12 protein-coding genes are annotated in these 14,318 nt (G+C 63.7%); 3 read left to right on the top strand and 9 right to left on the bottom strand.

Features of this window, described 5'->3' with window-relative positions; translation table 11 throughout:
- The first annotated feature begins 234 nt into the window (after positions 1 to 234).
- Positions 235 to 792 carry a hypothetical protein gene (locus E1263_RS29725; RefSeq protein ID WP_132173328.1) on the top strand — a complete coding sequence of 186 codons (558 nt, stop codon included), beginning with the start codon at positions 235 to 237 and terminating at the stop codon, positions 790 to 792.
- A 67-nt stretch (positions 793 to 859) separates the two neighbouring features.
- Here E1263_RS29725 and E1263_RS29720 read toward each other — a convergent pair whose 3' ends face one another.
- Together E1263_RS29720 and E1263_RS29715 are read right to left on the bottom strand one after the other, a co-directional pair.
- Entirely contained in the window at positions 860 to 1,987 is a 1,128-nt protein-coding gene (locus E1263_RS29720; protein ID WP_132173326.1) for a hypothetical protein, read from the bottom strand.
- A gap of 3 nt (positions 1,988 to 1,990) precedes the next feature.
- Positions 1,991 to 2,428, bottom strand: coding sequence for a hypothetical protein (locus E1263_RS29715; RefSeq protein ID WP_132173324.1), 438 nt, complete (start codon positions 2,426 to 2,428; stop codon positions 1,991 to 1,993).
- Between the two features lie 665 nt (positions 2,429 to 3,093).
- Between E1263_RS29715 and E1263_RS29710 the strand changes: the two genes are divergently transcribed.
- A complete protein-coding gene (locus E1263_RS29710; RefSeq protein WP_132173322.1) occupies positions 3,094 to 3,378 on the top strand; it encodes a hypothetical protein in 285 nt (94 codons plus the stop codon).
- Between the two features lie 792 nt (positions 3,379 to 4,170).
- Here E1263_RS29710 and E1263_RS29705 read toward each other — a convergent pair.
- From E1263_RS29705 to E1263_RS29675, 7 genes are all read right to left on the bottom strand, one after another.
- The gene (locus E1263_RS29705) at positions 4,171 to 5,214 is read right to left on the bottom strand and encodes a hypothetical protein (RefSeq protein ID WP_132173320.1); all 1,044 of its coding nucleotides are present in this window, start codon (positions 5,212 to 5,214) and stop codon (positions 4,171 to 4,173) included.
- 196 nt (positions 5,215 to 5,410) lie between these two features.
- Positions 5,411 to 5,755, bottom strand: a complete 345-nt coding sequence (locus tag E1263_RS29700; RefSeq protein ID WP_132173318.1) for a hypothetical protein — start codon at positions 5,753 to 5,755, stop codon at positions 5,411 to 5,413.
- A 78-nt stretch (positions 5,756 to 5,833) separates the two neighbouring features.
- Complete coding sequence (locus tag E1263_RS29695; protein WP_132173317.1) at positions 5,834 to 6,157, bottom strand: hypothetical protein; 324 nt, start codon at positions 6,155 to 6,157, stop codon at positions 5,834 to 5,836.
- Positions 6,158 to 6,179: 22 nt separating this feature from the next.
- Complete coding sequence (locus tag E1263_RS29690; protein WP_132173315.1) at positions 6,180 to 7,820, bottom strand: hypothetical protein; 1,641 nt, start codon at positions 7,818 to 7,820, stop codon at positions 6,180 to 6,182.
- 70 nt (positions 7,821 to 7,890) lie between these two features.
- Positions 7,891 to 10,161, bottom strand: coding sequence for an ATP-binding protein (locus E1263_RS29685; protein ID WP_165956790.1), 2,271 nt, complete (start codon positions 10,159 to 10,161; stop codon positions 7,891 to 7,893).
- Between the two features lie 398 nt (positions 10,162 to 10,559).
- Positions 10,560 to 12,383 (bottom strand): hypothetical protein, encoded by a 1,824-nt coding sequence (locus E1263_RS29680; RefSeq protein WP_132173311.1) that lies wholly within the window; start codon positions 12,381 to 12,383, stop codon positions 10,560 to 10,562.
- On the bottom strand, positions 12,376 to 12,696 hold the full coding sequence (locus E1263_RS29675; protein WP_132173309.1) for a hypothetical protein: 321 nt from the start codon (positions 12,694 to 12,696) through the stop codon (positions 12,376 to 12,378). Before E1263_RS29675 ends, E1263_RS29680 begins: the two co-directional genes overlap by 8 nt.
- 497 nt (positions 12,697 to 13,193) lie before the next feature.
- On the opposite strand from E1263_RS29675, the gene E1263_RS29670 reads away from it, so the two are divergent.
- Positions 13,194 to 14,222 carry an NAD-dependent epimerase/dehydratase family protein gene (locus E1263_RS29670; RefSeq protein ID WP_132173307.1) on the top strand — a complete coding sequence of 343 codons (1,029 nt, stop codon included), beginning with the start codon at positions 13,194 to 13,196 and terminating at the stop codon, positions 14,220 to 14,222.
- Positions 14,223 to 14,318 lie beyond the last annotated feature (96 nt).

Raw genomic sequence — 14,318 nt, 5'->3', positions numbered from 1 at the left:
CACCACAATCGCCCACCTAGCCGCCCTCCTCACCGGCGACTGGCCCACCGCCCTCCAAGCCGACCCCCGAACCCGCCGAGAAGCCACCGGCCTAATAGCCGCCTTCTTCGCCTACCACCAAGACCACCAGCTACGGTCTTTACCCCACCTGGATTTCACCCAGTAACTCCGACGGCCGAGCACCCGCCGTATGAAACACTGCCACCGTCCGTAACCCCCTTCGACGGAGGATCCATGTTCAGGCGGCTCACCACCACGGCAGCCCTCGTTGGTATCGCCGCTGCTCTCACAGCCTGCGGCGCCGACAACCCCAAGCCGCAGCCAGTCACCTCCAGCGGTTCGTCCAGCAGCTCAGCCACCCCGGAAGGCGACGCAAAAGCCGCCGGCGAGGCAGCCATTGCGGCCTACCGGCACTACATCGAGGTAGCCGACAACATGGCAAAGAGCGGCGGCACCAAAACAGCAGACCTACCCTCGATCGCTGCCGAGGACGGATTGACCGCCTTGAACGAGCTGGCAGCGGACTACCGCACCCGGAAGGTCAAGGCCACAGGACCAACCGAGATCCGCTGGACCAAGGTGATCAGCGTCGAAGACCCAGTTGCCGGAAAAATCACCGGTGTCTACCTGCACGCCTGCCTCGACACAACCACAACCGCCTTCGTCAATGCCGAAGGCAAGGCCATCCGAGGGGCAGGCACAATAACGAAGTACCTGGACCAACGCAGTCTCGACTTGGTCGACAACCAATGGAAGGTCGTCGACGGCTACGACCAAGCTGACGACTGCTGAGCGAAGTTCCGCCCCCACACCCACTACCGCATCGGCGGTTGGCCACTTCTCAAGGTAGGGGGCGGTATCACCCGCGCCCGCGGTCTGTCGGGTGCATGGGTCGCTCGACCCCACCCCGTCCGCCGGCCGGCGTCCCAGCTCCGCGTGCACCATTCCCGAGCTTCGGCTTGAACTGAGTCGCCTCAGCAGCAGAGGGTGACCCACTGAGAAACCGGGCACCGTCTCCAGCGGATCCACGCCCCGAATATTCTCCCGCTGCTCGCCCTGCCGGTGGTCCCTCGATGCGGGCGTCGGCGCTAGGCGCCGGCAGTTGTGCCAGATCCACCTGAGTCTCGTGTTGCACGATGCGCTCCTGCACCTCGCTGAGTGCCTGCCCGGCCCGTTGAGGAACCCGGAAGTTGGGGTTCTGCGCCGGGACCGGGGATTCCGGATTGTGCGCGTAGTGATCACGGATACCCTGCGTAGCCTTGTCGAGCGCCTGGGTTGTTCTCTGGGCTGCGTTGTCGCCGGCTTCGGCTGGTGCTTTGTCCAGGTACTCCCACTCTGGGTGGGTCATCGCGTGGATCAGCTCTGCCCGCGCAGCCTGCTGGTGCTGCGGATCTGCCGGTACGACGTCTGCCAGGCGGTTCTTCACGATCTCGTCGGCGATAACATCCCAGCGCATGACCACCGGTGCATCCATCGCACGGCTCGCCAGATCTGCAACGTTGTCGGGGCCAGCTGCGTACTCGAGAAGCTCTTCGGTCGCCTGGTGCGCAGCGGGGTACTCCGGCTCGGGTTCGGGAAGATGGCCGTACCCGGCGCGTTCCGCGAATCCCTGGGCGTCATCGACGGCGACCCACTCTGTCAGACCTTCATCGAGAGCCTTGGAGTGCCGGGAAACTACAGCGTTGGGCTCGGACGGGGCGTCGATTTCGGTGCGCGCATGGTTCGTCTCATGCAGGACCGTCGTGATCGCCTGTACGGCTTGTTGCGGTTCGGCGCCCGGCCGCAGTCTGTCGAAGACCAACTCCTGCGAGAGTGCGAATGAGCCGTCCTGGCGGAAGCTGCCCCACTGTCGTCCCTCTCCGACCGTGGCGTAGAGGTCGCCGTTCCACCGATCGATCTGACTGGGCCGTGCCCTCCGAGCCGCGGTGTACAGCTCAGCGAATTGCCGGTATTGCTCCGATGATGGATCGATCCGGACGACCGCCATTGACTACCGACTGTCGCTGTCCGGTGGCACTGCAAGCGGCCATACCGGGTCGCGGAGGTCGTCCTCAAGGTGTTCGATGACTCGGGTCAGCGCCTGAATTCCGGGTGCTTCATCGGCCGGCGCGCGTTCGGCGATCTCGAAGATTCTGCGGCGCGCCTCGGCCATGGCAGCAATCCGTTCTTCAACGGATCCTGCGGCCTCGTACGCTGCTCGCTCGACCAGGAGGGCTTCGTGCATCAGTGCACTGCGAGGCCTCGGGGGCAACGCATATTGCGGCAGCTTCTGGATCAAACTCGCAGCGACCCGACGGTCCTCCTCCGACTCCAGCTCAGGTGCCATCGCCTGCAACTGCTCCTCCGCAGGCGCGATCGCATCGGAACCTTCCCGCCGAATCCGTCGCCTCGCGGCGCTGAAAGCATTGTTGAACTCGCTGAACTGCATCAGACCCTCCTCGCCGCCAAAGTTGCAGGAGCCTCAACTCTGCCATACGAAGAGTGACCGCCACGCGGTTATCCACAGACCGTAGGTGCCGCCGCCGCTCATCGGCGTCCAGCGGGTCCCCGCAGATCTCCTGGGTTATGCAGGCAGTGGCGTCTCGGCGGCAGCGGTGGTCCTCGTACGACATCACCCGCGTCCACGTTCTGTCGGATGCGCCCGCCGATCGCCACCGCTCCGCCCTTGGGCACACCCACCCGGTCAGCCCTTCGTCAAGCGCCTTGGAGTGCCTGGTCGGTACGGCGTTCGGCTCGTCAGGAGCGTCGATCTCGACGCGGGCGTGGTTGGCCTCATGCAGCACAGTCGTGGGTGCCTGTACCCGCTTTCCCGGATCAGCTTCGGGTCCCAGGTGGTCGAAGACCAACTCCTACGACAGTTTGAACGAGCCGTCCGGCTGGAAGCCGCCCCACCTCTCGCCCTCGTCGTTCAAAACGATGCACGCTGCTGGCCTGGGACGACGTGGGTCGTCGACTGTGCGGAGAATGCCGCCGGTAAACGTTGGACAACAGCACAGAAGTCACACTCGATCTCCCACTCCACACACTCGGTAACCACGCACGGGATGAAGAGCCCGGCGACAGCCAGTACGGGTCGGCGAGGTTGTCTTCTAGTTGCGCAAGAACACGAGTCAGACCACTGATCCCGGCTGCCTTCAGCTCGATCCGTTCCCCGTTGCGGCCAGCGGCAAGACGTCTCGCTGTGAGAAGTCCGGCACCTTCCAGGTCAGCGCCACGGCCTACTGGACCGTGCACTGGACCGGCGGCGGCAGAGAGGGCGACATCCCTCTCGATTTCACGCGCGCTCTCCCACCCCGCATCACCGACCTCCGTCCGGTCCTGGTGGACCCCAACGGAGACCCGGCCAACGTGACGCCGCCTCCCCGACGCTGCCCCTGACACGTGTGACGACTACTCGTTAGCAGCGGCAGTCATCGTTGTACGACGTCACTCCGGGTCGATCGCCGGCTGCCCACCAGGGTCCGTACGGCGCTCGTAGGCGTCCAGCCTGACTTCGGTCATCCTTGCCGCGTTCAGGACCATGCATGGCGCTGATCTGCGACGATGCTTGTTCGAGCGGCGGGCTCAGGCACTAATGATGCCGGGCTCTGGTGGCTGGGGCGGACCTGCACCACCGTCTAAGTGCGTTTTTGAGCCATTCGGCGCGGCGGGCTGAGCGTGAGCCGGGCGAGTCCCGCAGAGTTGGACGGTGATGGCGGTCCGCCAGCCCCTCACAAATGGCGCTCTCGGCCGGTTGCCCACCTGCGACCGCGGGTGCTGGTCGATTGTGATGGCCTGGGCGTCCGGTAGCGCCGGGTGGTGTACCGCCGGACGGGTAGTGGTTCGTCCAGCGGTGAGTCGCGCCGCGTGCTGACGCCTTCGGTGACGGAATTCTGCGGGGCACTACCCGTTGGTCGGTACGCCGGATCTGCGCCACTGATCAAGCTAGCTCCGGGCAGTCGGCCGGCGCTCGGCTCAACGTGCCGGACCATCCGGAGAACGACTTGGTCAGTGCTGGCGATCCGCGGTCGGGCTGGGACTGGGGCCTGGCGTGCGGTTCGGCCATCCTCGCCTCAGGCACTAACCCAAATGACCGAAGTCAGGTCGCTTGCCCACAACCGCCATCACGCCGACCGGAGTGCCTCCCGCCGGGGCGTCACATCAACCTGGGCCCCATCCAGCGGAATCAGCTCAGCCCTGCACCGGCCCCGGCACGTGCTCCAGCGGATACAGCTTCTTCCAGAGTCGAGCCAGAAACTGCGGGTCGTCCCCCTCGTCCTCATACCCCGAAGCGACGCTGAGCGCATGCGGATGCAGCCCTCTATGGTCGCCTTCAAGTAGTTGGACCAGCTCTGATTTGAAAGTCGCCAACTCCTCGTCATCAGGCGCAGCGATGGCCACACGGCGTATCAGGTAGTGGTAGTTGTTGAATCGGATCTCCGGATGGATGTACTTCTCCATGAAGTTCAGGACAGTGGTGAACGGAAGCGCCGCCGGGTGCAGCCAGTAGCGGTCGGCGACCTCCAGCCGGGGATCCTGCAGAACATGCCGCTCCGGCTCGGGAGTCAGCGTGCAGATCTGGTGACCGCCAGCCTCCGTCTGCGAGTTCGGCACGAACCGCACAATGAAGTGCCCGTTCTCAAAACTGGGGATCTGCTCGACAGACGGCTTCGCGAATTCGCTCAGATCCTCCCCAGTCCACCGCGCCCAGGTCAGTCTCCGGCGCACCAACCGAGCGTCCAGCCAGTCACCGGCCAAGGCAAACCCCGAACAAAAATCGTGCCCCTTTGAACCGAGCAGATCGGCGATCGGGATCTTCGCAGCATCAGGAATTCTGCCGCCGACAGCCGGTGTGTCGAGCCCACGGCGCGCTTCCGGGTGCTCCGTGAGGACTACGAACGCCGCGGCGAAAGCAGTCGCGTCGTGAACTCTCGTCGCCTCCGCACCGCAGACGTGTTGCCGGTCATGCTTGAAGCCGTCGAAGCCCATGATCCGCATCCGGGAGTGCGCCTGCGCTGGGTCCTCGCAGTAAGCAACCCGCCGCCGCTGGAGCGTGTCATCACCGAAAGCCGCGTGCCGCTTGTGTGAATGCCCGAGACCTAGATCGAGCGACGCGTACACGCGCTGCACCTGCGGATCACACTTCGACACTGGCTCCAACCACGGTCGCTGCTTCTTGAACGCGGCAACATAAGCGACCGCGTCCTTCACCTCGCGCTCCCGCTGCTCATCCATCAGCTAGCTCCTTCCACGCCTACAGCCGAGAGCCCGCTGAGAGTTCCTGGCGGTCAACTGATCGGTGTTCTTGCTGGTCAGCGATCGATCGGTCCAGGCGTCAGGGCTCGTGGATGACGCAGGGCCAATCGCCGCCCAGGACAAGCCGTTAGATTTTTCGACGGCACGTCCGGCGGCCGGGACGAGGGCTGGCCGCTCAGTCTGACTCAGCCGCGGCGGGCATAGGTACTAGTTCACTTGGATAGAGCTCACGCCACAGCCAGCGGAGAAATTCATCATCAGTATCCCATTCATCATACTCCGCCGCTGTAAAAATCGCCGATGAATGAAGGCCTTCCCGGTCACCTTTCAACAACCTGACGAGTTCCTTCTTGAAGGTCGCCATGCCGGCGTCCCCCGAATCCGCCAGTCTCGCCCGAGCCACCAAGTCATCGTAGAGGTCATTACGAACGTCGGGGCTGTAGTAGATCTCCATAAAGTTCAGGAACATACCGAACGGAACTGAACGATCGCTGAGCCAGTACCTTCCGATCAACTGCATCTCTAACCCATCCTCCTCTTTGGGCAGGAACCGGGCGGCTCAACAAATTTGACCGCGAGGTCCAAGTAATACGTGCGACTACGCACCTGGCCTAGGAACAGGCTCATCCGGATACAACTCTTGCCACAACCAATTCAGGAAACCTTCGTCGGTATTCCAATCGTCATACTCGGTAGCCGCCTCGATCGCACCGGGCCGCAGACCTTCTCGATCGCCCTGGACAAGTCGAGACAACTCCTCCTTGAAAGTCGCCATCTCCTCGCCACCTCGCCCGGCACGCGCCCACTCAACCAATTCGTCGAAATTGTCATTTCGCGCCTCGGGATGATAGTAGGTCTGAATAACCCCAAGGAACGTTGCAAAAGGCACGGAGTCATCCTCTAGCCAATAAGATCTCGCCATAACCGGCACTCCTTTCGGGACATCATGATTCGGGTGGATCAGGAAAGAACGTACTAATCTCAAACTTCGACGTGGCGAAGTTTCGCTTGAAAAGGATCATGATGCGCCCACCTTCGAACGTCGGAACGAGTTCGGCGGCAGGCTCTGGCAGGTCTTCGAGCACCCCACCTGTCGATCGCACCAAAGCCCATTCCTTGCGCTGAGCCTTGACTTCCGCCCAGTCACCTCGGAGCTGCAGACCGATGCAGTGCTTATGCCCTTCCGGCCCGAGCAGGTCCGCGATCGGTATCTCGAGCCGTTTTGGGGCGAGTCCGTTCCAGTCGCGACTATGGGCTTCCTGCACCGCTGGATGCTCGCTTAGCCCAACGACCACAGCGGCAAAGACGTTGGGATCGGCGATTGCTGTCGCATAGCGGCCGCAGTAGTGCAACTTGTCCGGATCGATTCCATCGACTCCGCTGCTGCGCAGAACCTCGTCCTGCTGCGCCGGATCCTCGAATCGCGCGACTCTCGCTGCAAGCATGTTCTGATCTAGCGATGGCCCATGCCTGCTGTGTGCGTGACCGATTCCTTGATCCAACGATGCGTACACACTTTGAACGGCGGGCACGCAGTCAGCCGCAGGAGCGAGCGACGGATTCTGCTCCTTATTGGCGGCAATATAGGCAACTGCGTTAGCCTCGTCAGCAGCTCTACGGTCAATCTCGTCCCCCGAACCAGCATGGCCCGAATCGACAGACGGAGGCCGTGAGAGGTTCAGGAGATTGGCGTCCCACCGGCCGACCCGCTCCCTCACAGTCTCCTCCCCGACCGGGAGCGCGAGACCTTCCTCCCCGGTGGGGCTTGCTGCATCATCGAGCGAATTCGGGTATTCGGTGGCTCCGATGTCACGGCTCGAAGAGTTCGCATCTCGTCCTGGAGCAGAGCCATCGGCTAACTCCACCTGTATATCCACTGTCTGAGCGCCAAGGCCGTCGTCTGTCGTGCTGCTGCCCTCCGCCGGCTGCTCCAAAACGACAGATGATCGGTCGGATCCATCTGCCGAGGTGGCGACGGGGGCCTCGGGGTCGGCTGCTGCTGCGGATGTCTCGTTGGGTATTGGGTCAATGACTTTCTCTTCGACCTCCGCCTCGCCGATATCGGCGAGCTCAAAATCTGCTTTTCGCGTTGAGCCACCGTCGGCGGCAGACCGTAGGTTGTCGGTGTCGGGCTGCTCCAGCGGCGGATGGTCTTCGGTCTCGGAAGAGCGCGCCTCTGGGGTACGGGCGCCGCCGACATCGTCGCCCGAGTCGACATGGTCTTCAGATCCCCTGCCGAGCCGGGTGAATGCCGGGTGCTCGAGCATCTTTGCGCGCAGATCCGCGGGCAAGCGGTCAGCGGCAGCCGGGAGCGCCAGTGTCGAGTCATCGGATGGCTGTTTCGTCTCCGGCGATGCATCGCGTGGGCTTCGCTGGTCGACGGAGTCTGCCGCATCACGAACAGGCCGGGACGAGGGTTCATCCGGCCGATCTACCTGGGCCTCGTCCGGCCGCGAGGCAGGTGTTTCCTTGCCTGAATCGGCCGAGAGCGTGGAGCGCTCCTCGACAGTTCGGTCCCCGCGATCGGTAGGTTCCTGCCGCCCGGAGTCGTCGTGGTCCGGCTGGCGATCGACAGCGTCAGGCATGCTCCGCTCAACCGGAGCATCGGCACTGGAAGCCTGACCAGAGGTGTCGTCCGGCTCGATGGGCTCTGGCCTACGTGGTCGGTCCATCGAGCTGCTCCCCCTCCTCTTTCAGCATCCGGAAGAGCCGACGATGCCACTGCCCAGGAACATTCAGCTCATGGGCGGCGGCGATCAACTGCGCATACGGCTCAGCGTCCGCGGACAGATCGGCGGCGGCCCGAAGCAGCGTCCCATCACCGAGCAACAATGTCGGCGAAACCTTCGCTTGTTGCACCTTCAAGAAGGTCATGATCTGCTGCTCGAGCGTGGATCCCCACAGCTTCGCCCCCCGCGCCTCCCACTCCGCCGTCAACGGGTGCGGAGCATCAAGCGGTCCCGGGCAGTTCAGCAAGGCGTCGGCCACGTCCGCAAAACGAAAAGCTCCCGCCTGCCACTCGATTTCAGTGGTCGCACAACTGAGCTCTCGCCGCCACACCACTCCAATGACAACCTCGGCCAAATGGTCGGCGAGCTGCGTCGGTACGACGTGGTGCTCGATCGCCGACATCCGTCCGAAAACAGCTGTACCAACAGCCTCGGCAATCGCACGCGCCACCACCGCCGGCGCGACACCATCAAACACCCACGGCGATTGCGGCAGAGGCTTGGGGACCGCGGCCAAATGAGCCACAGTCAGCAACTCGACCCACAAAACGAATCTCGGGTTCTGCTCAAGAAACTGAGCAACATCAGCGCTCTCGCGAACTGTAGGAAGCTGGTCCCGACGACCGACAGTCTTGACTGTCGGTGGCGTGTCGGCCCGTCGCTCGCGTGATCCTCCATACGGAATACGAACCCGAACCGGCCGGTCCATGCCATCGGTGAAGACCGCAGCCTGACCAGGCGGTAGCGACACGACAGCTCGAGATTGAGGCTCGTCAAGATTCATCGTGGCGCCGACGGTCTCACGATCATCAGCAGCAGGCAGCCGGTGCAGGATCTTGAGCGCAGAGTTCTTGACCACATCCGGGATCACCTTGCTAGGGATCTGCTCCGCAACAACAATCCCTTCGCCATACGCGCGAATCTCAGCAAGCAGCCCAGCAAACATCTCGACCGCATGACTAGCAGTGCCGTCAGTACTTGCCTTGAGCAAGCGATGTGCCTCTTCAACAACAGTCACGTGTCGCAGGCTGGAAGACGGTCCACGGCGCACGCGAAGGTGCTCGACCAACCGGATCAGCACGACGCCCATACAGAACGCCTTGTCCTGATCATCACCAACATCCTCAAGCTCGAGCACAACGTTGCGGCTAAGCAAGTCAGCAACATCGAGCGGATATCCCCCGCCGAGAAACCGCCCAGGCGTCCCAAGAAGCAGCGAGTTCAGCCGAACATCCACGAACCCACGGACATCCGCCGCCAGCTCAGCGCCGTACCCAATATCATCAACGACCGCCCGCGCAGTCGTCTGCAGGTCAGCCAGCGACGGATACTCAGTCCCGCCCCGACTCAACGCAAGATCCCACCCGTACGACGTGTAGCACCGGTTCAACGCCTGGCTAAGCACCTGCGGAAACGGCTCGTTCGCCTCAAATGCAGCCAGGAACAGCGCCCGCACGAGATCCAGATGCGTCTGCAGCGGAAACCCAGCTTCAGGCTCGAGCGGATTCAAACTAAGCGGTACGGCGTCCGGGTCGCCAAGACGAATAACCGCGACACTCGAGTCCGAGCCCAGCCGACCGGCCATTGCCGCGTACTCAGCCTTCGCAGGCTCAATCACAAGCCACGGAACAGATGCCTCGGTCAGCCCTTCAAGCAGATGCCGAATCGTTTGCGACTTACCGGACCCCGTAGCACCGGCAACAAACGCATGCCGGTTCAACGTGTCCTGCGAAACCGTCATGGTCCCGACCGCCCGCCCCGCTGCATCAATGACATCCCCAAGCGGGATTCCACCCGCCGGCGTCTCAGGCGTCAGATCAAACCGCACCTGCTCAACAACACGAACCCCGGCGATCTCACGCACCGGCGGCCGCGCAACCGCGGCAAGCAACTCACCCGTCGCCGCAAAGCCAGTCGCCTCGGCACCAACCACAGACTGAGCAGCCAAGGAGTACGGCGTGGCGTGCAAGTCGGCCACCCCCACGAAGGTCTGCGCGACCATCCTCGCTGCAGCTTCGGAAGCCCCACCGGCCTGAATCTGCACCGACCACAAACCACCCTGCGCAGCGGAGAAATCGCGGTACCGAGCCCGGTTCCGCTCCAACTCAAGCGCGCCCCGACCCGCCCCCTTCTCCCGGTCCAGCTCAATCGTCATCTGCAGATGAAGGTCCTCAAGCAACTCCCCGCGGTCCTCCACCCCGATCGGGACAGCCCTGACCAGCCAGGCAAAGGCCGGCAACGCCTCAGCCAGATCCTCCAACATCCCGGCCGATTCAACCTCGGCTTCAGACAGCGCGGTCAGTACGTCGTGCTGCCCGTTCACCGCCACCCAGTGCGGAAACTCGACCGAGTCTGCGGCCACGGCCCGCGCACCCACCGGATAGGACACCGCGCCATCCACAGGCTCGACCCCCACCCGGACCTCAATCGGCCCACCGGCCACCGCCCGAGTCCAGCAACAACTGAACGGCCGCCCCGCCGACGCCAGCATCATCAACGTCGGCAACAGCCCACGCCGAAGCGCGGTGAGCCGCTGCGCCGCATCCGTATCCGGCCCACCAGCCAACGGCACCTCGGTAAAGCGCCACTCCGGAATCACGAGGCACCCAACCGCGGATCGCAATCACCAAGCCGCGGACTAGCCGGATCCAGCGGATCCACCATCACAAATGCAGTAGGCGACAAGCCCTGCAGAACCGTCGGCTCCATCGAGTACTCATACGTCCGCTGATACCCAACCGACGTACTCTCCGTCGACCCGCTGGACTCCGAACTGGAGATCGCCTCCGACCAAGACGTCCCACCGGTAGTCGATGACGAGTACTGCTCTCCCGCCGTCTTGGACCCAGACCGGTGCCGCCGGCTAAACAGCAGCCCAAACGTCGCCTGCCGACTGTCAGATGTCTGTAGGCCGACAGAGTCGCTCGTCGACGCGCTGTTCCCGCGAGTAGTGCTATCGGACGTCGAGGTAGACGTGTTCGTCCCATGCGAGTACGTGAACTGACTCGCAACCAACCGATGCTGTCGACCGATAAAGGTCGCAGCCTGCTCAGCCTCCTTCGCGTTCCCGAGACGCATGAACAACACCGCGTCCCCACCGCCAAGAAGCTCCACCGCACCATCACGCAAATGCGCAAACAGCAGCACAAGCCGAAGCCCATTACGCCGACAGATGCCGTCAAACCTCTCAAGCTCCGGCCGCGCCACAGCATCCGCACCAGCAATCACAACGATGCGCTCGCCCCGGCCCGACAACTGCCCGCGCTGGATCCGAACCATCGTGATCTGGAACAGCAAATGCCGCAGCAACGAAGCCGACAACTCAGACTCCCGCGCCGACAACTCGAACACCCGCAGCGAGACCTCTTCGTCGTCCCACGCATCCATCGGCGCATCCCCGGTGACAGCAGCCAACCGCTGCACACCCGCAGCCAGCCGGAACAACCGAGCCTCCGCCGTACGGCGTGCAGATTCGCTCAGCAGATCAGCCAGCTTCATGTACTCCGGACGCGTCAGCTCACCGCGCTGATCCGGCGTCAACTGCCGCAGCAAGACCTGGAACGCCAAGTGCAGCCGAGTAAACGTGACCGGACCATCCACCAAGCACTCAACAACCTGCTGAACCAGTGCCGCATCAACACCACGCGACTCGTTCTGCTCAGGCTCAGCCCCGCGCAGTCCCTCCGCGATCACCACACCGATCTCTTCCGGACTCAGACCAGTCAGCGGATTCAGAGCCCGCCCTTCATCCGGTACGACGGCCGACCGAATCGGTGCGCCGTATTCGCCGGCCATGCGCCGCAGCGGCTCGACCACCGCATCCTGCGTGAGGTCGAGCACCACGAGTCGCCCGCCCGCACTCATCAACGAGCTACCCATCGCCAGCAACGCAGCACGCCAGCCGGCGGCAGTCCCGCCGTACAGATCGACGCGTTCCTTGGTCACCGGCCCAACCGGCACCCACGGACGCACAGCACTGACCTGCAGCGCCTTCGCCTTTTCACGCTCGCCCAGCTCCTGCTGCCAAACTTCCACGTCGCGTTCGAAACCAGCCATCGTCGTGACGCAGTCAGCCAGCCACCGCTGATGCTCCTTAACGGCCGCCCGCCGCAACACCTCCGGACGCCCCCACCGCAACCATCCAAGACCGACAGCGACTATGGCAGGCACCAGCGCCAGCCAGGGATTCACGACAACCCCGATAACCCCCGTAGCAACAACGGCCGCGGCCATCGCCCAGACCAGTACGGGATTGACCCGCGCTGCAGCGGCACGCTTGGTCTCCAGCGTCGCGAGCGCCGACGGCGCCGGTACGGCGGGCACTGGCGGGTCTTGCTGCTCAACAACCACAACCTCTTGCCCGCGATACTCCCAGCCCCACTGCTCGGCCTCCCGAGTCGCAACCATCGGCTCAGCCATGCGACACACCGTTCAACCGCTCCAGCATCACACCACGCGCTAGGTCAGCAAGGACCGCCTCGGCCTCAGCCACCGTTGCCGATGCCCGGCTGACTGTGGCATCCCACTCCGTGTCGTCGGCGACTGTGAACCGCCGCCGGCATCCAGCACAGTGCGTCGCGGACATGTCAGACCACGAGGCACAGTACGAGCAACGACGAGCCCGCAGCAGCCGCTCGGCCGTAGATAGCCGCCGCCGCTCCATCAACGCCCGCTGCCAACGGGCCTGTGCCTGCGGCAAGTATTCAACCAACTGCCGATCAGTGAAACTCATCCCCCCGCTCCCCAGGACCGCCGCCGTCAGTCGCGCCACAGCATCCCGGTGGGCCGCCGTAGCCTTCCCAATCGGCCCCACAGTCACCAACAGCGGAAACCAGCCAAGCGTCTGCAACCGCAGCGCGGCCTGACCGCGATTCCAGCGCAGCGACATGCTCGAGCTGTCATCAGGATCCGCCATCCAGCCGTTCGGACGCAGCGCCGCCTCAAACAAGGCTCGCTGAGGGCTGTCCAGCGCCGCATGAGGCAGGAGCAAGTGGGTGTGCTGCCGACGAACAACCCCGGCACCCTTGACAGCCACTACATCCTCCCAGTCACAGGCGGTCACCCCAGCGGACCACGCCCAGGCAACTCTAGTTACTGAACGTGCCCAGCGCACCACAGTTGCCGCATTCGTCATTAGATTTGGGCTACCCAGCGTTGCTCTGGTGTCATCCGACACTCTGCGACCGAACGTATCGCCGTACGTCGGTCTGACCCGGCAAACTCGTCACCATGCGACTCCTCATCCTCGGTGGCAGCTGGTTCCTCGGCCGAACAGTCGTCTCCGACGCATTGGCTCGCGGATGGGAGGTGACCGCCTTCTCCCGCGGCAAGAGCGGTCAACCGCCGGCCGGAGCCGTCCACGTCGTTGGCGACCGCCGAAACGACGCTGATCTCCAACGCCTGGCCGAGCACGGCCCCTGGGACGCCCTGATCGACACGAGCGCGTACGAACCCGTCGACGTCGTACAGGTAACGGATGCCCTGGCAGACCTGGTCGAGCAATACGTGCTCATCTCGACGGTCAGTGCCTACCCCGATTGGCCTGCCAACCCAGTCGACGAGTCATCGCCTCTCTGGCCGTCCTCACCGACCTACACCGAGCAATCACCCGAACTGGCAGACCTGACTGTCGGCGGTCAATACGGCACCCTCAAGGCGGGCTGTGAAGCTGCAGCAACAGAAGGCGCAAAGCGCAGCCTCATCGTCCGGCCCGGAGTCATCCTGGGCCCAGGCGAGTACGTCGGCCGCGGGCTCAAACTGCTGGAACGAGCAGCCCGCGGCGGACGCTGGCTACTCCCAGCACCCGCCGAACAACCCATCCAGCCCATCGACGTCCGAGACGTATCGACGTTCCTGCTGGACTCAATCGACGCAAAGCGCGACGGTGTCTTCAACCTCGTTGCTCCCATCGGTCACGCCACGTACGGCGACCTCATCGACACGTGCCTGGAATTGACACGCCGCCGCACTCAGCCCGTATGGGCAGACCCCGAGTGGCTCGATGAACAAGGCGTAGATCAGTGGACCGAGGTCCCACTCTGGCGAACTCCCGAGGGCACCTGGAAGGTCGCCGGCCGCCGCGCAGCGGAGGCCGGTCTTCGATGCCGGCCCCTTAGCGAGACACTGCGAGACTTCAAGACAGCCCTTGACCGGGATGGGCTTATCGACCACCCACGCCAAGCCGATCACGGGATGTCGCCTGGTCGCGAAGCCGACCTGTTGACAGCCTGCCACGCCGTTAAATCAGGCACCTCGTAGCCAGACAAGAAGACGCCTCGACATAAGACCTCGATCCCGCTGCGCGCACGCCCATATTCAGTTCCTTCCGGCTACCGCCCGCGATCGGCTGACCAG

Origin of the sequence: Kribbella antibiotica (assembly GCF_004349055.1) — a bacterium.
In the GTDB taxonomy this organism is placed as follows: domain Bacteria; phylum Actinomycetota; class Actinomycetes; order Propionibacteriales; family Kribbellaceae; genus Kribbella; species Kribbella antibiotica.
This window is presented reverse-complemented; position numbering and strand designations above follow the sequence as displayed.

Bases quoted from the DNA above. Each gene is read 5' to 3' on its own strand.
- E1263_RS29680 (WP_132173311.1), bottom strand. From the start codon at position 12,383: ATGGCTGAGCCGATGGTTGCGACTCGGGAGGCCGAGCAGTGGGGCTGG.
- E1263_RS29695 (WP_132173317.1), bottom strand. From the start codon at position 6,157: ATGGCGAGATCTTATTGGCTAGAGGATGACTCCGTGCCTTTTGCAACG.
- E1263_RS29690 (WP_132173315.1), bottom strand. From the start codon at position 7,820: ATGCCTGACGCTGTCGATCGCCAGCCGGACCACGACGACTCCGGGCGG.
- E1263_RS29715 (WP_132173324.1), bottom strand. From the start codon at position 2,428: ATGCAGTTCAGCGAGTTCAACAATGCTTTCAGCGCCGCGAGGCGACGG.
- E1263_RS29725 (WP_132173328.1), top strand. From the start codon at position 235: ATGTTCAGGCGGCTCACCACCACGGCAGCCCTCGTTGGTATCGCCGCT.
- E1263_RS29670 (WP_132173307.1), top strand. From the start codon at position 13,194: ATGCGACTCCTCATCCTCGGTGGCAGCTGGTTCCTCGGCCGAACAGTC.
- E1263_RS29700 (WP_132173318.1), bottom strand. From the start codon at position 5,755: ATGCAGTTGATCGGAAGGTACTGGCTCAGCGATCGTTCAGTTCCGTTC.
- E1263_RS29705 (WP_132173320.1), bottom strand. From the start codon at position 5,214: ATGGATGAGCAGCGGGAGCGCGAGGTGAAGGACGCGGTCGCTTATGTT.
- E1263_RS29675 (WP_132173309.1), bottom strand. From the start codon at position 12,696: ATGAGTTTCACTGATCGGCAGTTGGTTGAATACTTGCCGCAGGCACAG.
- E1263_RS29720 (WP_132173326.1), bottom strand. From the start codon at position 1,987: ATGGCGGTCGTCCGGATCGATCCATCATCGGAGCAATACCGGCAATTC.